At 65.6% G+C, this 14,415-nt stretch carries 11 protein-coding genes and 3 pseudogenes; 7 read left to right on the top strand and 7 right to left on the bottom strand.

The features are described from left to right. Positions 1 to 157: 157 nt before the first annotated feature. Genes KY499_RS02610 through KY499_RS02620 form a run of 3 tightly spaced genes read left to right on the top strand, consistent with a single transcriptional unit; the run spans position 158 to position 3,520 of the window. On the top strand, positions 158 to 1,753 hold the full coding sequence (locus KY499_RS02610; RefSeq protein ID WP_219886141.1) for a circularly permuted type 2 ATP-grasp protein: 1,596 nt from the start codon (positions 158 to 160) through the stop codon (positions 1,751 to 1,753). Then, positions 1,746 to 2,672 carry an alpha-E domain-containing protein gene (locus KY499_RS02615; RefSeq protein ID WP_123253514.1) on the top strand — a complete coding sequence of 309 codons (927 nt, stop codon included), beginning with the start codon at positions 1,746 to 1,748 and terminating at the stop codon, positions 2,670 to 2,672. Before KY499_RS02610 ends, KY499_RS02615 begins: the two co-directional genes overlap by 8 nt. Next, positions 2,669 to 3,520, top strand: a complete 852-nt coding sequence (locus KY499_RS02620; protein WP_123253515.1) for a transglutaminase family protein — start codon at positions 2,669 to 2,671, stop codon at positions 3,518 to 3,520. The genes KY499_RS02615 and KY499_RS02620 overlap by 4 nt, the downstream gene beginning before the upstream one ends. A 30-nt stretch (positions 3,521 to 3,550) precedes the next feature. Here KY499_RS02620 and KY499_RS02625 read toward each other — a convergent pair whose 3' ends face one another. Beyond that, positions 3,551 to 4,036 carry a pyridoxamine 5'-phosphate oxidase family protein gene (locus KY499_RS02625; protein WP_183164355.1) on the bottom strand — a complete coding sequence of 162 codons (486 nt, stop codon included), beginning with the start codon at positions 4,034 to 4,036 and terminating at the stop codon, positions 3,551 to 3,553. A gap of 265 nt (positions 4,037 to 4,301) precedes the next feature. Then, positions 4,302 to 4,463, bottom strand: a complete 162-nt coding sequence (locus tag KY499_RS18490) for a hypothetical protein (protein WP_308813071.1) — start codon at positions 4,461 to 4,463, stop codon at positions 4,302 to 4,304. Between the two features lie 49 nt (positions 4,464 to 4,512). Between KY499_RS18490 and KY499_RS02630 the strand changes: the two genes are divergently transcribed. Together KY499_RS02630 and KY499_RS18495 are read left to right on the top strand one after the other, a co-directional pair. Then, positions 4,513 to 5,784 carry a GAF domain-containing protein gene (locus tag KY499_RS02630; RefSeq protein WP_308813072.1) on the top strand — a complete coding sequence of 424 codons (1,272 nt, stop codon included), beginning with the start codon at positions 4,513 to 4,515 and terminating at the stop codon, positions 5,782 to 5,784. Next, on the top strand, positions 5,681 to 5,899 hold the full coding sequence (locus KY499_RS18495; RefSeq protein WP_308813097.1) for a hypothetical protein: 219 nt from the start codon (positions 5,681 to 5,683) through the stop codon (positions 5,897 to 5,899). Before KY499_RS02630 ends, KY499_RS18495 begins: the two co-directional genes overlap by 104 nt. A 45-nt stretch (positions 5,900 to 5,944) precedes the next feature. Here KY499_RS18495 and KY499_RS02635 read toward each other — a convergent pair whose 3' ends face one another. Beyond that, positions 5,945 to 6,670 carry a response regulator transcription factor gene (locus KY499_RS02635; RefSeq protein WP_219886142.1) on the bottom strand — a complete coding sequence of 242 codons (726 nt, stop codon included), beginning with the start codon at positions 6,668 to 6,670 and terminating at the stop codon, positions 5,945 to 5,947. Between the two features lie 203 nt (positions 6,671 to 6,873). Here KY499_RS02635 and KY499_RS02640 point away from each other — a divergent pair. Next, positions 6,874 to 7,318, top strand: a pseudogene (locus KY499_RS02640) (universal stress protein). 6 nt (positions 7,319 to 7,324) lie between these two features. On the opposite strand, the gene KY499_RS02645 reads toward KY499_RS02640, so the two are convergent. From KY499_RS02645 to glgC, 3 genes are all read right to left on the bottom strand, one after another. Next, positions 7,325 to 7,792: a pyridoxamine 5'-phosphate oxidase family protein gene (locus KY499_RS02645; RefSeq protein ID WP_123253519.1), complete on the bottom strand. Its 468-nt coding sequence runs from the start codon at positions 7,790 to 7,792 to the stop codon at positions 7,325 to 7,327. Positions 7,793 to 7,890: 98 nt separating this feature from the next. Then, positions 7,891 to 9,354 carry an SDR family NAD(P)-dependent oxidoreductase gene (locus KY499_RS02650; protein WP_123253520.1) on the bottom strand — a complete coding sequence of 488 codons (1,464 nt, stop codon included), beginning with the start codon at positions 9,352 to 9,354 and terminating at the stop codon, positions 7,891 to 7,893. Between the two features lie 70 nt (positions 9,355 to 9,424). Further along, the gene (gene glgC, locus KY499_RS02655; protein ID WP_123253521.1) at positions 9,425 to 10,837 is read right to left on the bottom strand and encodes a glucose-1-phosphate adenylyltransferase; all 1,413 of its coding nucleotides are present in this window, start codon (positions 10,835 to 10,837) and stop codon (positions 9,425 to 9,427) included. Positions 10,838 to 10,938: 101 nt separating this feature from the next. On the opposite strand from glgC, the pseudogene glgA reads away from it, so the two are divergent. Further along, a pseudogene (gene glgA / locus KY499_RS02660) lies at positions 10,939 to 12,148 on the top strand (glycogen synthase). 105 nt (positions 12,149 to 12,253) lie between these two features. On the opposite strand, the pseudogene KY499_RS02665 reads toward glgA, so the two are convergent. Next, positions 12,254 to 14,384, bottom strand: a pseudogene (locus tag KY499_RS02665) (acyl-CoA dehydrogenase). Between the last annotated feature and the right edge of the window lie 31 nt (positions 14,385 to 14,415).

The following is a 14,415-nucleotide window of genomic DNA, read 5'->3' on the forward strand; positions in this document are numbered from 1 at the left end:
GAGGTGATGCTTTCACGCCCCCACTTTGCCGCATCAGCGCCAAAACCGGGAATTGCCCTGCTTTCAGCGGCGCGTGACGGTATCCCTGTGCGTCCAGGCCGCCCCGGCAGAGGGTCAGGAAATGCTTTAGCAACAAAAAGGTGATTGGCTAAGGTCTATGTCAGATCTTTTCCAGGATTACTCCGAGGCCGCCACCCGCAGCGGCGCCTACGACGAGATGTTCACCCCGGACCAGCAGGCGCGAAAATCGTACGGGCAGGTGTCCGGGGCGCTCAGTGAACTCTCGCTCGCCGACGTCACCGCCCGCGCCGATTCCATGGCCCGGACCTTCCTGGACCGGGGCGTCACCTTCGACTTCGCCGGGGAGGAACGGCCCTTCCCGCTGGACATCGTTCCCCGGGTAATACCGGCCCACGAATGGGCGGTCCTGGAACGCGGGGTTGCGCAGCGGGTCCGTGCCCTGGAAGCGTTCCTGAATGACGTCTACGGCAAAATGTCGGTGGTTTCCGATGGAGTCATCCCGCGCCAGCTCGTTACGACGAGCGCTCATTTCCACCGCCAGGTGCAGGGTTTCGAACCTGCGGGCGGCGTCCGGGTGCACATCTCCGGCATCGACGTGGTCCGTGATGCCGCGGGCACGTTCCGTGTCCTGGAGGACAACGTCCGGGTTCCCTCCGGGGTCAGCTATGTGCTGGAGAACCGCCGGGCCATGGCCAAGGGCCTGCCGGAAGCGTTCGGCCAGCAGCTGATCCGCCCGGTGGAGGAGTACCCCCGGCGGCTGCTGTCCGCGCTGCGCAAGACGGCACCGTCCGGTGTCGACGACCCGACCGTCGTCGTCCTCACCCCCGGTGTCTTCAACAGCGCCTACTTCGAGCACACCCTGCTCGCCGGCCTGATGGGCGTGGAGCTTGTGGAGGGCCGCGACCTCATCTGCCGCGGCAACCGCGTCTACATGCGGACCACCGCCGGTGAGCAGCGGGTCGACGTGATTTACAAGCGGATCGACGATGAATTCCTGGACCCGCTGCAGTTCCGGGCCGATTCCATGCTCGGCTGCCCGGGTCTGGTCAACGCCGCCCGCGCCGGCGGCGTCACCATTGCCAACGCCGTCGGCAACGGAGTGGCCGACGACAAACTCGTCTACAGCTACGTACCGGACCTGATCCGGTACTACCTGGGCGAACACCCCATCATCGCCAACGTGGACACCTTCCGGCTGGAAGAAAAAGAAGCCCGCGAACACGTCCTGGACCGTCTCGACGAGCTCGTGGTGAAGCCGGTCGACGGGTCGGGCGGCAAGGGGCTCGTCATTGGCCCGGACGCATCCAAAGATGAACTGGAAGCGCTCCGCAAGCGCATCATCGCCGATCCCCGCGGCTGGATTGCCCAGCCCGTCCTGCAGCTCTCCACCGTTCCTACCCTGAGCGGCGACAGGTTTGGTCCCCGGCACGTGGACCTGCGGCCGTTCGCCGTGAACGACGGCGACGACGTCTGGGTCCTGCCCGGCGGGCTGACCCGGGTCGCCCTCAAGGAGGGCTCCCTGATCGTGAACTCCAGTCAGGGCGGCGGCTCCAAGGACACCTGGGTTCTGGCGGATTCGCCGCAAGTCCCGGTCGAAACCCTGCCACGGCAGCCTATTGCGGTCCGCGAACGCGTCTCCGTCTGGCCCGTGGAGAGCAACTGGCGGGACCGCCAGGCAGAGCAGCAGCAGCAGCAAATTTCTGACGCGCCGGAGGTAACCGAGAATGCTTAGCCGTATTGCAGAATCACTCTTTTGGATTGGCCGCTATGTGGAGCGCGCCGACGGCACCGCCCGCATTCTCGATGTCCACTTGGAACGGCTCAACCACCTGCCCATGGAGGAACAGCGCAGCGTTGCGCAAGAACTCCTCGCCGTGATGGGGGCGCGCACGCAGAACGAGGAGTTCGGCCTGTCCGAGCTGCTGAACGCTCTCGCCTATGACAAGCACAGCACCACGTCCATCGCCGGTTCGCTCGGCGCGGCGCGGGAGAATGCGCGCCGGGCCCGGGAGACCGTGTCCTCCGGGCTCTGGGAAAGCCTGAACACCACTTACTACGGACTCAACCAGCACCGCAAGGATGTGGTGGGGACCTACCGGTTCTGCAATTGGGTCCTGGAGCGGACCGCCATGGTCAGCGGCCTCGCCGACACCACGGTCAGCCACGACGAAAGCTGGCTGTTCCTGGTCCTGGGTCGGTCGCTCGAACGGGCCGACATGACAGCCCGTATGCTGTCCACCCGCGACGTCCTCTCCGCCGGTATGTCCTGGGTGAACATGCTGCGCTGCGCCGGAGCCTACGAGTCCTTCCTGCGGACCCGCCGGGCGGCCTTCGGTGACCAGCACGCGGCCGAGTTCCTGCTGCTCGACCGGCTGTTTCCCCGCTCCATCGTGTACGCCCTGCGCGACGCCGATGAATGCCTCGCCAAGCTCGACCCATCGGCGCAGCGGGTCGGTTTCATCAACGACGCCCGCCGCATCGTGGGCCAGGCCCGTACGTTCCTAGAATTCCACCGTACGGACGACCTGATGGCGGAACTTCCGGAGCACATGGAACGTGTGCAGAAGGCCGTGTCCGAGGCCTCGGATGCCATTTCCCGTAAGTACTTCAATCAGGCAGACGAACTCGCCTGGGTGGGAGAAGTTTCATGACCCGGCTGAGTATCGTCCATAAGACGGCCTACAAGTACAACAAGCGAGTCACGCTCTCGTACAACGAAGCCCGCATGACGCCACTGACGGACCCGCAGCAGGTGGTGCTGGAGTCCTCGCTCAAGGTCTCGCCTTCGCAGGCGGCGCTCAGCAGCTACCGCGACTATTGGGGCACCCGGGTGACGGCTTTTGACATGCAGATGCCGCACGATCATTTGGAAGTCCTGTCCACCACCACCGTCGAGGTACACCGGGTGGAGAAGCTCCCGTCCGAAGCGGACATCGTCGGCTGGGACGAACTCACCACTCCGGAGACTCTGAACCGGTACAGCGACTGGATTCCGCAGTCACAGCTCACCGGGCCGGGTGCCGAGGTGCTCGGGATCATCCCTGGTGTGGTGGAGGGTCGGTCGCCGCACGAGGCTGCGATGGCCGTCTTTGAATGGATGCGCGGTGAGATGACCTATATGAAGGGCTCCACGGGCGTCACCACCAGCGCCGAGCAGGCCTGGAACCAGCGGCAGGGCGTCTGCCAGGATCTGGCGCATCTCGCCATCGGCGCCCTGCGCAGCTGCGGGATCCCTGCACGCTATGTGTCCGGTTACTTGCACCCGCGCTCGACGGCGGAGCTTGGCGAGACGGTTGCCGGCCAGTCGCATGCGTGGCTCGAGTGGTGGGACGGCGAGTGGCGAAGCTGGGACCCGACCAACCACAAGCCTGCCGGGGACTTCCACGTCACCGTGGCCCGCGGCCGCGACTACCGTGACGTGCCGCCGCTCAAAGGCATTCTGTCCGGCGGCGGGGGATCGGCCCTGAGCGTGAGCGTGGAGATTACCCGCGTCGCCTGACCGGTGCGGGACAGCTGTCCCGCACCGGGATTACTCGAGGCCGGACCGGGTTGCGTCATCCAGCGGTGTCCACCAGGTCAGGGGCGGCACCACCTTGAAGCGCCGGCCCGTGATGGTATCCGGTGTGATCCGGACAAAGTGCTCTTTCTTTCCGGACTGCCACGGGAACAGCAGCAGCCCCACCGTATCCAGTAGTTCGTCCGGATTCCGGACCGGCGCGGCCTGGCCTTTGATCACAACGCTCCAGGCCACTCCGGTGTCCGGATCCACGCCGTCGGCCTCCACCGCGACCGGCGTATCCCCGGTCGCGGCCTGCAGCTTGGTACCCTCGGCCGTGCGGAACACCAGAGTCCCGTGGTCGACTTTGTAGTTGACCGGGAAGATGTCCGGGTGGTCATCCACCCAGACGGCCAGCCGCCCGACCGTCACGCTGCGCAGCAGCCGCCAGCAGTCTTGGGTCTCGAGCGCCTCCACGGCGTGGACATTATGGTCTCCGGCCTTCGGATCAGTAGTCATGGCCGCGAGCCTACGCCCGCACCCGGAGGGTCGGCTAGGGCAAAAAGTCCCGCGCCACCCGTCACACTTCGACCAGACCGGGCCGCCGCCGACGCGAGAGGCGTATTCTGGCTGTACAGCGCCGTCGTGGATGGGCGCCGTAGCGAATTGGGGCGCCAGTATGCAGTCAGCCGGGGAAAGCCGGGAGCAGGCATTGCGCTCCGACGAGTCCGGAATCGAGGAGGTGCTGAGGGGATTTGCCTCCAGGGCCGAAGAGTTGCTCCAGTCACAGGAACGAATGACGGGCCTGCTGGAAGCGGTGGTCGCCCTGACCGAAGACCTCAGCCTGGACGCCGTGCTGGAGCGCGTGGTGCAGTCCGCATGCACCTTGCTGCAGGCCAGGTACGGCGCTCTCGGGGTCATCGGCGACAACGGGGCCCTTAGCCACTTCATCACGGTAGGTATCGACGCCGGCCCTGGCCGCACGCATCGGCCCGTTGCCCACCGGTCACGGCGTCCTCGGCCTGCTGATCACGCACCCGTCGCCGCTCCGGCTGCACAACCTTACCGAGCATCCGGAGGCTTACGGATTCCCGGCCCACCACCCGCCGATGCAATCGTTTCTGGGCGTCCCCATCCGGGTCCGCGAGGTGGCCTTCGGCAATCTCTATCTGACGCAAAAGGAGGGCGGCGAGGATTTCACCGCCGAGGACGAGGCCCTGGCGGTCGCCCTGGCCGCCGCAGCCGGCGTTGCGATCGAAAACGCCCGGCTGTATGACGACTCTCGGCGCCGCGCCCGCTGGTTGGAAGCCTGCATGGACGTTTCCGGACTGATGCTCAGCAGCGGCCGCGACTACACGTCGGGCGGACTGGACCCGGTCGCTCATCGTGCCCTGCGGGAGTCCGGTTCCGCCCTCGTCCTGCTGGCGGCCCCGGCAGAGGACGGGTCGGGGTATGTTGTGATCGGCGTTGCGGGCGACACTGGCAATGTTTTTGCCGGCGAAACGCTGACGCTGGAGTGCCCGGTGCTGGAGGATGTCCTGGACGGCGGAGGCCCCGTGGTGCTCGAGGACTCGTCCGTCGTGCTGGCAGAGGTTGATGACCGGATCCGTGGCCCGCTGCTCGCCGTCGCGTTGCGCACACCGGAAGCCAACCATGGCGTCCTGCTCATGATCCGAAACAGCGAACGGGTGAACTACAGCCGGACGGATATCGAGATGGGGGCCGTCTACGGTACCTACATCGCCCTCGCCCTCGAACTGACCCGGGTCCACCGGTTGCGCGAGCAGTTGTTGGTCTACAGCGACAGGGACCGCATTGCCAGGGACCTCCATGACCTGGTCATCCAGCGGCTGTTCGCAGCCGGGCTGAGTGTGCAAAGCCTGACCCGGTTCACCACGGACGATCATGCCGCCGAGCGGATCCGCAACATCACGAACGAACTCGACGGGGCGATCCGCAGCCTTCGGGACACTATCTACTCGTTGAAGAGCAGCAGCAGCGAAATGGAACTGCTGAGCGGCCGGATCCGCCGGATTGCGAAGAGTTCGGCCAAGGCCCCTGCCGTTCGTGCCGCGGCTGACCATGACCGGACCGGTGGATGCCGTCACCCCGGACAAAGCAGACAACGTCGTCGCCGTGGTCTCCGAGGGGCTGAGCAATGCCATCCGCCATTCCGGCGCCGACTCCATCTCAGTGTCGGTCTCTGTTGTCAGGGGACGGGTGACGGTTGTCATCACCGACAACGGCACCGGTTTCGCCGACCCTGAAAAGCGCAACGGTCTGATTAACCTGGAAGACCGTGCGCGAATGCTCAATGGGGATTGCACCATCACGAGCGCACCCAACGCCGGCACGAGCCTGAAGTGGGCAGTACCGCTGTAGCCGGCGTCAAAGTCGGCACCCGAATCAGGCTCCGGGGAAATCCGGTCAGCGGACGCCGGGTCGCCGGACTGGGTCGGCAAGGCCGGGGATGTCTGCTCCGGCGGGGGCCGTGATAAAAACAGCGGCCTGTGTCCGGCGCTCAAAACCCAGCTTGGCCAGCAGCGAGGACACATAATTTTTGACGGTCTTCTCCGCCAAAAACATCTCTGCCGCGATCTGCCGGTTCGTCAGTCCTTCTCCGACGAATTCCAGCACCTTGCGTTCCTGCGGCGTCAGGTTCGACGTGCGCGGATCCACCTCATCCTCGTCCACCAGCCTGCCCACGATGCCGGCAGCGACGTCGTCCGCGAACAGCGACTCGCCAGCAGCTGCGCACCGCAACGCACCGATCAGGTCTGTGCCGCCGATTTCCTTCAGGACGTATCCGCGGGCGCCGGCCAGCACCGCTCCGCGCAAAGCCTGCTCGTCGTCGAAACTGGTGAGGATAATACAGTTCAGGGAGGGATCCACAGATCGGACATCGCGGCAGACCTCGATGCCGGTCCCGTCCGGCAACCGCGCGTCCAGGACGCAGACATCCGGATGCAGGGCAGGTATCCGGCGGGTTGCCTCCACCGCGGATCCCGAACTGCCCACAACGACGAAACCCTCGCCTTCAAGGAGTTCCTGCAGCCCACGCCTGACCAACTCATGGTCGTCCAGGATATACACGCGGAGGTCCGCCGGTGCACCCCCGGTTGCGGGATGACCCGTGTCTTCCCAGGCGATCATGGTGCTCCTGTCCGGCGGCTGCTGCTGCCACGTGTGGTTTTCCGGCCTTTGTTAGTTTTGTTCAGCCGGCCGGTCGTTACAAGGGCCGTTAGGCCCGGGGGCCTATCCGGCCGTGCGCTCTCTATGACTTTAGGCCCTATCCGCCCCGGAGCCGTGTCGGCACCCTTGAACTAGCCGCTGCGGTTCCGACGAAGGGAACGTCCATGAGTGAAGCCAGGCCCATCCGGACGATTTTCGTCGGTGTGGACGGCTCCGCCGCGTCGGTCGAGGCACTCCGTCAGGCCCAGGGGCTGGCGGTCCCACTGTCGGCCAAGGTCATTGCCTTGGCATGCTGGGATACACCACCCATTTATGAGGGCTATGTCGCGATGGGAATCGACGACTTCGACGTCCGGGCGGCTGAGATTCTGCAGGAGGCCGTCGTCAAAGCCTTTGGGGCGGTGACGCCGGCGAACGTGGAAACGCGGCTGGTCCAGGGCCATCCGCGGCACCTGCTGATCGAGGCGAGCAGGACGGCGGACCTCCTTGTGCTGGGGCCGCCGCGGGCATGGCGGTTTCGGTGGACTGCTGCTGGGGTCAGTCAGTTCCGCGTGTGTGGCGCACGGACACTGCCCGGTGCTCGTCGTCCATGCCCCGCCGAAGCCTTGAGGGCGGCTATTCGAAAACCGAGCGGCGCGGGTCCGAGAGCCGGGTCTTCCACAGATCCGGCGCGTTAACCTTGAACCGGCGCCCGGTCAGCGCCCTGGGAGCCACGCGCACGTAGAAGTTTTTTTCGCCCGGCTGCCACGGCTCGAGCAAAAGCGCGTCGGCGGCGTCCTTCTCCGCCTGGCCGTCAATCAGTTCTGCCTCACCCCGGGCCATGACACTCCACGCCGTCTGCTCATGGGCGTCGTAGCCGTCGATCTCAAACGCGACCGGCTTGGCGGTGATGGCACCCCAGAGTTTTGTGCCGCCGGAAGTCCGGAAAACAATCGTCCGGCGCTCGAGAACGAAATTCACCGGAAAGATCTCCGGATGGCTGTCGACGATGAGTGCAACCCGACCGACGGGTTCTGCATCAAGCAGCGCCCAGCACTGGTCGATGGACAGGGAGTGGTCCGGTTGCGGGGTCATCGTGTTCATGAAGCGACCCTACGTACCAACCACGGCGTCCATCAGGGCCTAAAGTCCCGCAGCGGCACCGGCAGCCGCTGGCGCCGGACCGTCGAACCGTCGAACCGCTACCAGGGGCTGGGCTTGTAGTCCTTGAGGAAGACTCCGTACTGGTCTTCGCCCGACTCGCCCATAACCACCGGATCGTAGACGCGGGCTGCGCCGTCCACCAGGTCCAGAGGCGCGTGGAAGCCCTCTTCCATCAGGCGGACCTTGGTGTAGTGCGGCCGTTCGTCCGTGATCCAGCCGGTATCCACGGCAGTCATCAGGATGCCGTCGGCGTCGAGCATTTCCTGGGCGCTCGTCCGGGTCATCATGTTCAGGGCAGCCTTCGCCATGTTGGTGTGCGGGTGCCCGGGGCCCTTATAGGCCCGGGCGAACTGTCCCTCCATGGCACTGACGTTGACAATGTACTTGCGCCGGGCGGTCGAGCGTTTCATGGCCGCCCGCAGCCTGCTGACCAGCAGGAACGGCGCGGTCACGTTGCACAACTGCACTTCGAGCATCTCCAGAGGGTCGACTTCGTCAACAACCTGAGTCCAGCTGTTAACGGCCGCGAGGTCCGGGACCAGCCCGCCGGCGTCGATGGCCGTGCCGGAAGCGATGCGCTCCAGGGATGCCGAGCCCGTGGACAAGGCCAGGGAGGTGATGGCGTCCCCGGCCAGCACCGGATGGTCCAGCACGGTACTGGCCAGCGCGAGCGGGTGCTTGTCGTGGGCGTGGCCGAAGGTGACAAGTTCGGGGCCGCCGTTGGCGGCCTGCAGTTCGGCGGGCAGCGCCTCATCCTCGGCGTCGACCAGGGGCTTGTAGGCGTTGCCGGAGCGACGAACGGTCTGGGCTGCGTTGTTGATGATGATGTCCAAGGGGCCGGCCGCGTCCAGGGAGTCGGTCAAGGCCATGACCTGCGACGGATCACGCAGGTCGATACCGACGATTTGCAACCGGTGCAGCCATTCGCCACTGTCCTCCATGGCGGCAAACCGCCGTGCGGCATCCTTGGGGAAGCGCGTGGTGATGGTGGTGTGGGCGCCGTCGCGGAGGAGCCGCAGGGCGATATACATGCCGATCTTGGCCCGCCCGCCGGTCAGGAGGGCCCGGCGCCCCGTCAGGTCCGTGCGGGCGTCGCGCTTGCCGTGGCTGAAAGCCGCGCACTCCGGGCAGAGCTGGTGGTAAAAGGCGTCCACCTGCGTGTAGTGGTTCTTGCAGATGTAGCAGGGCCTGGATTTGATCAGGTGCCCGGCAATCTTCCCCGTCGCGGAGGAAGCGAGCTTGTCGCCGCGGGTCTCGTCGTCGATCCGGTCAGGGGCCGCCGTCGCCGTCTGGGAGATAACGGCGCGGTCCGACTCGGCGATCAGGTCCCGTTTGGTCACCCGGCGGTGCCGCTTGACAGCCTTGAACATTTTTCCAGTGGCGCGGCGGACCGAAACGTAGTCCGGGTGCTCCTCGTCGTAGACGTGGATGCTGTCCAGGACCTTGAGGCAGGCCTGAATTTCCTCAGGGGTCAGTTCGGCTGGCAAATCGGGGGAGCTCATTGGACCAATTTTACAGCGTGAGGGGAGCCCGGCCGGACGCCGGGCTCCCCTCACGCTGCCGTGTATGTGGCTAGGCGTTGGTCGAGTGCCTCGCCGAATCGCCCGCGGCCATCGCGGCCCGGCGTTGGGCGGCCTGTTCAGCGGGCTCCCGCAGTTCCGGCCAGCTCTCCGTGGCGGCCCGGACCGCGTCCGGTACGAGGTGCAGGTTCGCGGCCGCCAGGGCGCGTTCGGCGTCGTCGGGCTCCGGCACGTGCTGGCCCTTGGACAGGACGGTGATGCCGGACTCGGTGACCTTAAAACCGCGGGCCCGGTCCAGGTCGGGGTCCAGGCCGATCGCCGCCCCGGCGGGAACGCGGACATTCTTGTCGAGGATCGCGCGATTGACCACGGCACCTTCGCCAATAATGACCTTGTCCATCAGGACTGAATCCACTACCCGGCTGTAAGAACTGACGTAGGCGTCGCTGGACACCACTGACCCCTCCACAACGCCGCCGGAAATGACGACGCCGCTTGAGACGATGGAATCAAGTGCCGTGCCTACGACGCTGTTACGGCCGCGAACAAACTTGGCGGGCGGTGAGATGCTCTGACGGGTGTAGATCGGCCATTCGGAGTTGTACAGGTTGAACACCGGCATCGGTGAGATGAGGTCCATGTGCGCGTCGTAGAAAGAATCGATGGTCCCCACGTCACGCCAGTAGGTGCGGTCCCGTTCGGTGGATCCCGGGATCTCATTGAGGGTGAAGTCGTAGACACCGGCCTCGCCCTTGTCGACGAAGTAGGGCACGATGTCGCCGCCCATGTCGTGCTTGGTATCGAGGCGCTCCGCATCATCGTGGAGCGCCTGGACGAGTGCATCGGCGTCGAAAACGTAGTTGCCCATGGAGGCAAGGAACTGGGTGGGATCAGCGGCGAGGCCGGGGGTGCTGGCGGGCTTCTCGACGAAAGCGGCGATCTTCTGCGGATCTTCCGGGTCGACTTCGATGACGCCGAACTGGTCAGCCATGGACAGCGGCTGGCGGACGGCGGCCACGGTCGCCTTCGCACCGCTGGCGACGTGCTGCTCCACCATTTGGGAGAAGTCCATCCGGTAGACGTGATCGGCGCCGACGACGACGACGATGTCCGGGTTGGCATCGCGGATCAGGTTCAGGGACTGGTAGATGGCGTTGGCGCTGCCCAAAAACCAGCTCTTGCCGACGCGCTGCTGCGCGGGTACGGAAGCGACATAATTTCCCAGTTGCGTGGACATCCGCCAGGTCTCGGAAATGTGACGGTCGAGGCTGTGGGATTTGTACTGGGTAAGAACCACAATCTGCAAATAGCGCGAATTCACGAGATTGGATAATGCAAAATCAATCAGCCGGTAACTGCCGGCAAATGGCACACCAGGTTTTGCGCGGTCCGCCGTCAGCGGCATCAGCCTGTTGCCTTCGCCGCCAGCCAGCACAATCGCCAGAACCTTCTTCGTCATCGGCATAGTGGTAACTCCCTGTACATCCTCGAAACGCCCCTGCCGCCCGGTATTCCCGGACTCCTTCACACTAGATCAGATAGCCGGGAACGACTACCTTAGTTATCGTGCGAATAGATATTGTGACTAAAGAATTTCCGCCCGAGATCTACGGCGGCGCCGGCGTCCATGTGGCGGAACTGAGCAGGGTGCTTGCCAAGCACGTGGACCTTCAGGTCCGCGCATTCGGAGCCCCGCGCGACACGGATTACCACGGGGCCACGGTGAGTTCATACTCCACGCCTGCGGACCTGGCGGACGCTAACGCGGCCCCTCCAGACCCTCGGCGTTGATCTGCGAATCGTCCCCGACATCGCGGGAGCGGACCTTGTGCACTCGCACACCTGGTACGCCAACATGGCCGGACACTTGGCGTCCCTGCTGCACGGCATCCCGCACGTGCTCAGCGCGCACAGCCTGGAACCGCTGCGGCCGTGGAAGGCCGAGCAGCTCGGCGGCGGCTACGCCCTGTCCTCGTGGGTGGAGAAGACCGCCTACGAAGCGGCGGCGGCCATCATCGCCGTCTCGGAGGGCATGCGCCAGGACATTTTGCGCAGCTACCCCGACGTGGATCCTGCCAAGGTCAAGGTGGTCCACAACGGCATCGACGTCAGCATGTGGACCCGCGACGAGAACAGCGAGGCGATCCGTGCCCTCGGCATCGATCCGGACCGGCCCAGTGTGGTGTTCGTCGGCCGCAATACCCGGCAGAAGGGCGTCCCGTACCTGCTGCGGGCTGCCGCGAAACTGCCGGCGGACGTCCAGCTGGTCCTGTGCCTGGGCGCTGCAGACACTCCGGAGCTCGCGGCCGAGACCGCACGCCTGATCGAGGAGTTGCAGGGGCAGCGCAGCGGTGTGGTGCTGATCGAAAGGATGCTGCCCCGTACGGAGCTCATCCAGGTCCTCAGCCACGCCACCGCGTTCGCCTGCCCGTCCATCTACGAGCCGCTGGGCATCGTCAACCTGGAGGCCATGGCCTGCGGCGCGGCCGTGGTGGCCAGCGCGACCGGCGGCATCCCTGAAGTGGTGCAGCACGGCGAAACAGGGCTGCTGGTGGAAATCGAACAGGTCACGGACGGCACGGGCACCCCGCTCGATCCGGAAAAGTTCGTCACCGAGTTCGCCGCCGCGCTGACCGAGGTCGTTTCGGATCCGGCCCGAGCCCGGGCTATGGGCGAGGCCGGCAGGCGCCGTGCCGAGGAGCATTTCTCCTGGGAGTCCATCACCGAAACCACGCTCGAGGTGTACCGCTCGGTGTTGCCTGGGGGTGCTTCCTGACCCGGTTCTGTCTGCTTCCTGAAACATAGCGACGGCGCCGCCCCGGTGAGGGGTGGCGCCGTCGTTGTGTTCACTTGCCGGGGAACCCCCGGACGGCCCGTGCCGTCAGCCGGCCTGTGGTTTGGCCGTCCGGGCCTGGCGGGCGAGCAGGATTTTCTCGTCCACCGGGGCGGTACCGCTGGCACGCTGTGTCCGGTAATAGTCCCGGGCTTCGTCCTGGCGGGTTTTTTCAGCCCCGGTCGCTACGGCGGCGCGGAGGTGTTCGGGGCCGAGGCCAAAGGCGTCCACCAAATCCACGGCATGCGGACGGATCTTGACCAGGAGCCGGTTGATGTAATCGCCCACCGTGCGGCCGCGTTGCATTGAAAGCCGCCCGTTCATGAGGTACCAGGACAGGTTCTTCTCAATCAGTGACAGTCCGAAGAGGTCCCGGAGCCAGGTCAGCACCTTCCTGGTACCCGGATCCTCGACGTGTCCGAGAGCCTCCGTGAAGGCCTCCCACTGGAGCAGTTCCGCGTGCGCCCGGGCCGCTTCGATGAGGTCATCCTGGTGCTTGTTGAAAAGCGCGGCGCCTTTTTGCTGGGGCATTTTGTTGACACCCCTGAGCGCGGTGCCGGCTTCGGCGACCATGGTCTGGACGCGGTCAGTGAGCAGGGCGCGCTGGCTGGCTTCGTCCTTGATGGCGGTCGCCGCCTTCTGCACCTGACCGGTGTCGGCCACGAACTGGGCAACCCCGCGCAGGCCGGTGCGGTGGATGGCGACGCCGGCGGCCTGGCCCACGACGTAGCGCGCCAGCACGCCGAAGTTGACTGTCCGGAATTCCTTGGCGTAGTCGGCCAACAGGCGCTTGGCGACCAGCTGCAGCAGCACCGTGTTGTCGCCTTCGAAGGTGGCGTACACGTCAAGGTCCGCGCGCAGCGAGCCGAACCGGTTCTCAATCAGGAACCCGGCCCCACCGCACGCCTCGCGGCACTCCTGGAGGGTGTCCAGGGCATGCCAGGTACTCAGTGGCTTGAGCGCGGCGGCGAGGGTTTCCAGATCCTGCCGGTCCTCATCAGTGTCCGTGCGCCCGGAGAAGACGTCGTCGAATTTTTCCAGCAGCTGTTCACTGGCGAAGCCGGCGGCGTACGTGGTCGCCAGCCGGGTGAAGAGCCGGCGCTGGTGCCGCTGGTAGTCCAGCAGGACCTCCTCGTCGGTCGCGGAGGAGGCGTTGAACTGGCGGCGTTCGGTGGCGTAGCGGATGGCCGTCGTGAGGGCCATCTTCGCGGCGGTCACCGCAGCGCCGTCGAGGGAGACCCGGCCCTGGACGAGGGTGCCGAGCATGGTGAAGAAGCGCCGTCCGGGGCTGGCGATGGGGGAGCTGTAGGTCCCGTCGGCGTCGACGTTGCCGTAGCGGTTCAGGAGGTTGGTGCGCGGGATCCGGACGTGGGTGAAGTGCAGCCGTCCGTTATCGATGCCGTTGAGTCCCCCCTTGACGCCGTCGTCCTCGCCACCCACGCCGGGCAGGAAGTCCTTGGTGACGGGGTCACGCAGGTCCACGTAGAAGGCGTGGACGCCATGGTTGACGCCCTTCGTGATGAGCTGGGCAAACACGACGGCGCCGGTGCCGTCGATCGCTGCGTTGCCGATATAGTCCTTCCACGCCGCGCGGAAGGGGGTGTGGATGACGAACTCCTCGGTGTCCGCATCATAGTTCGCCGTGGTGCTGATGCTGGCCACATCCGAGCCATGACCGGTTTCGGTCATGGCGAAGCAGCCGGGGATGTCCAGATTCATGATGCCGGGCAGCCACTTGCGGTGATGCTCTTCGGTGCCCAGATGCATCACGGCGGAACCGAAGAGCCCCCACTGCACGCCCGCTTTGATCTGCAGCGACGGGTCGGCAATCACGAGCTCCTGGAACCCGGCAACGTTGCCCCCGTGATCTTCCTCGCCCCCCACTGACTTCGGGAATGCCCGGTGGACGGCGTTGTTCTCAACAAGGTACTGCAGCTGGGCGAAGACCCGGCGCCGGTGTTCCGTGTGGGGCATGCCTTCGATCTTGTGCAGCTCAGGATGGGCCGCAAGCGTGCGGGCCCTGGCGGCGGATATCGGCCCAGCGGCCCAGCAGCTGCTCGCCGAGCGCCGCGACGTCGACGACGGGGGTTACGTGCCCCGACGACGGTGCGGCAGGCGCCGTCACCGACGGTGCGGGCGCCGGGGTTGGGCCGCCGGTGCGGTCCGCGAGATCAGTCATGTCGATTCCTTCGTTGGTTCGGACAGAGGAG

The sequence above is a fragment of the Arthrobacter sp. PAMC25284 genome (assembly GCF_019443425.1).
GTDB lineage: Bacteria > Actinomycetota > Actinomycetes > Actinomycetales > Micrococcaceae > Arthrobacter > Arthrobacter oryzae_A.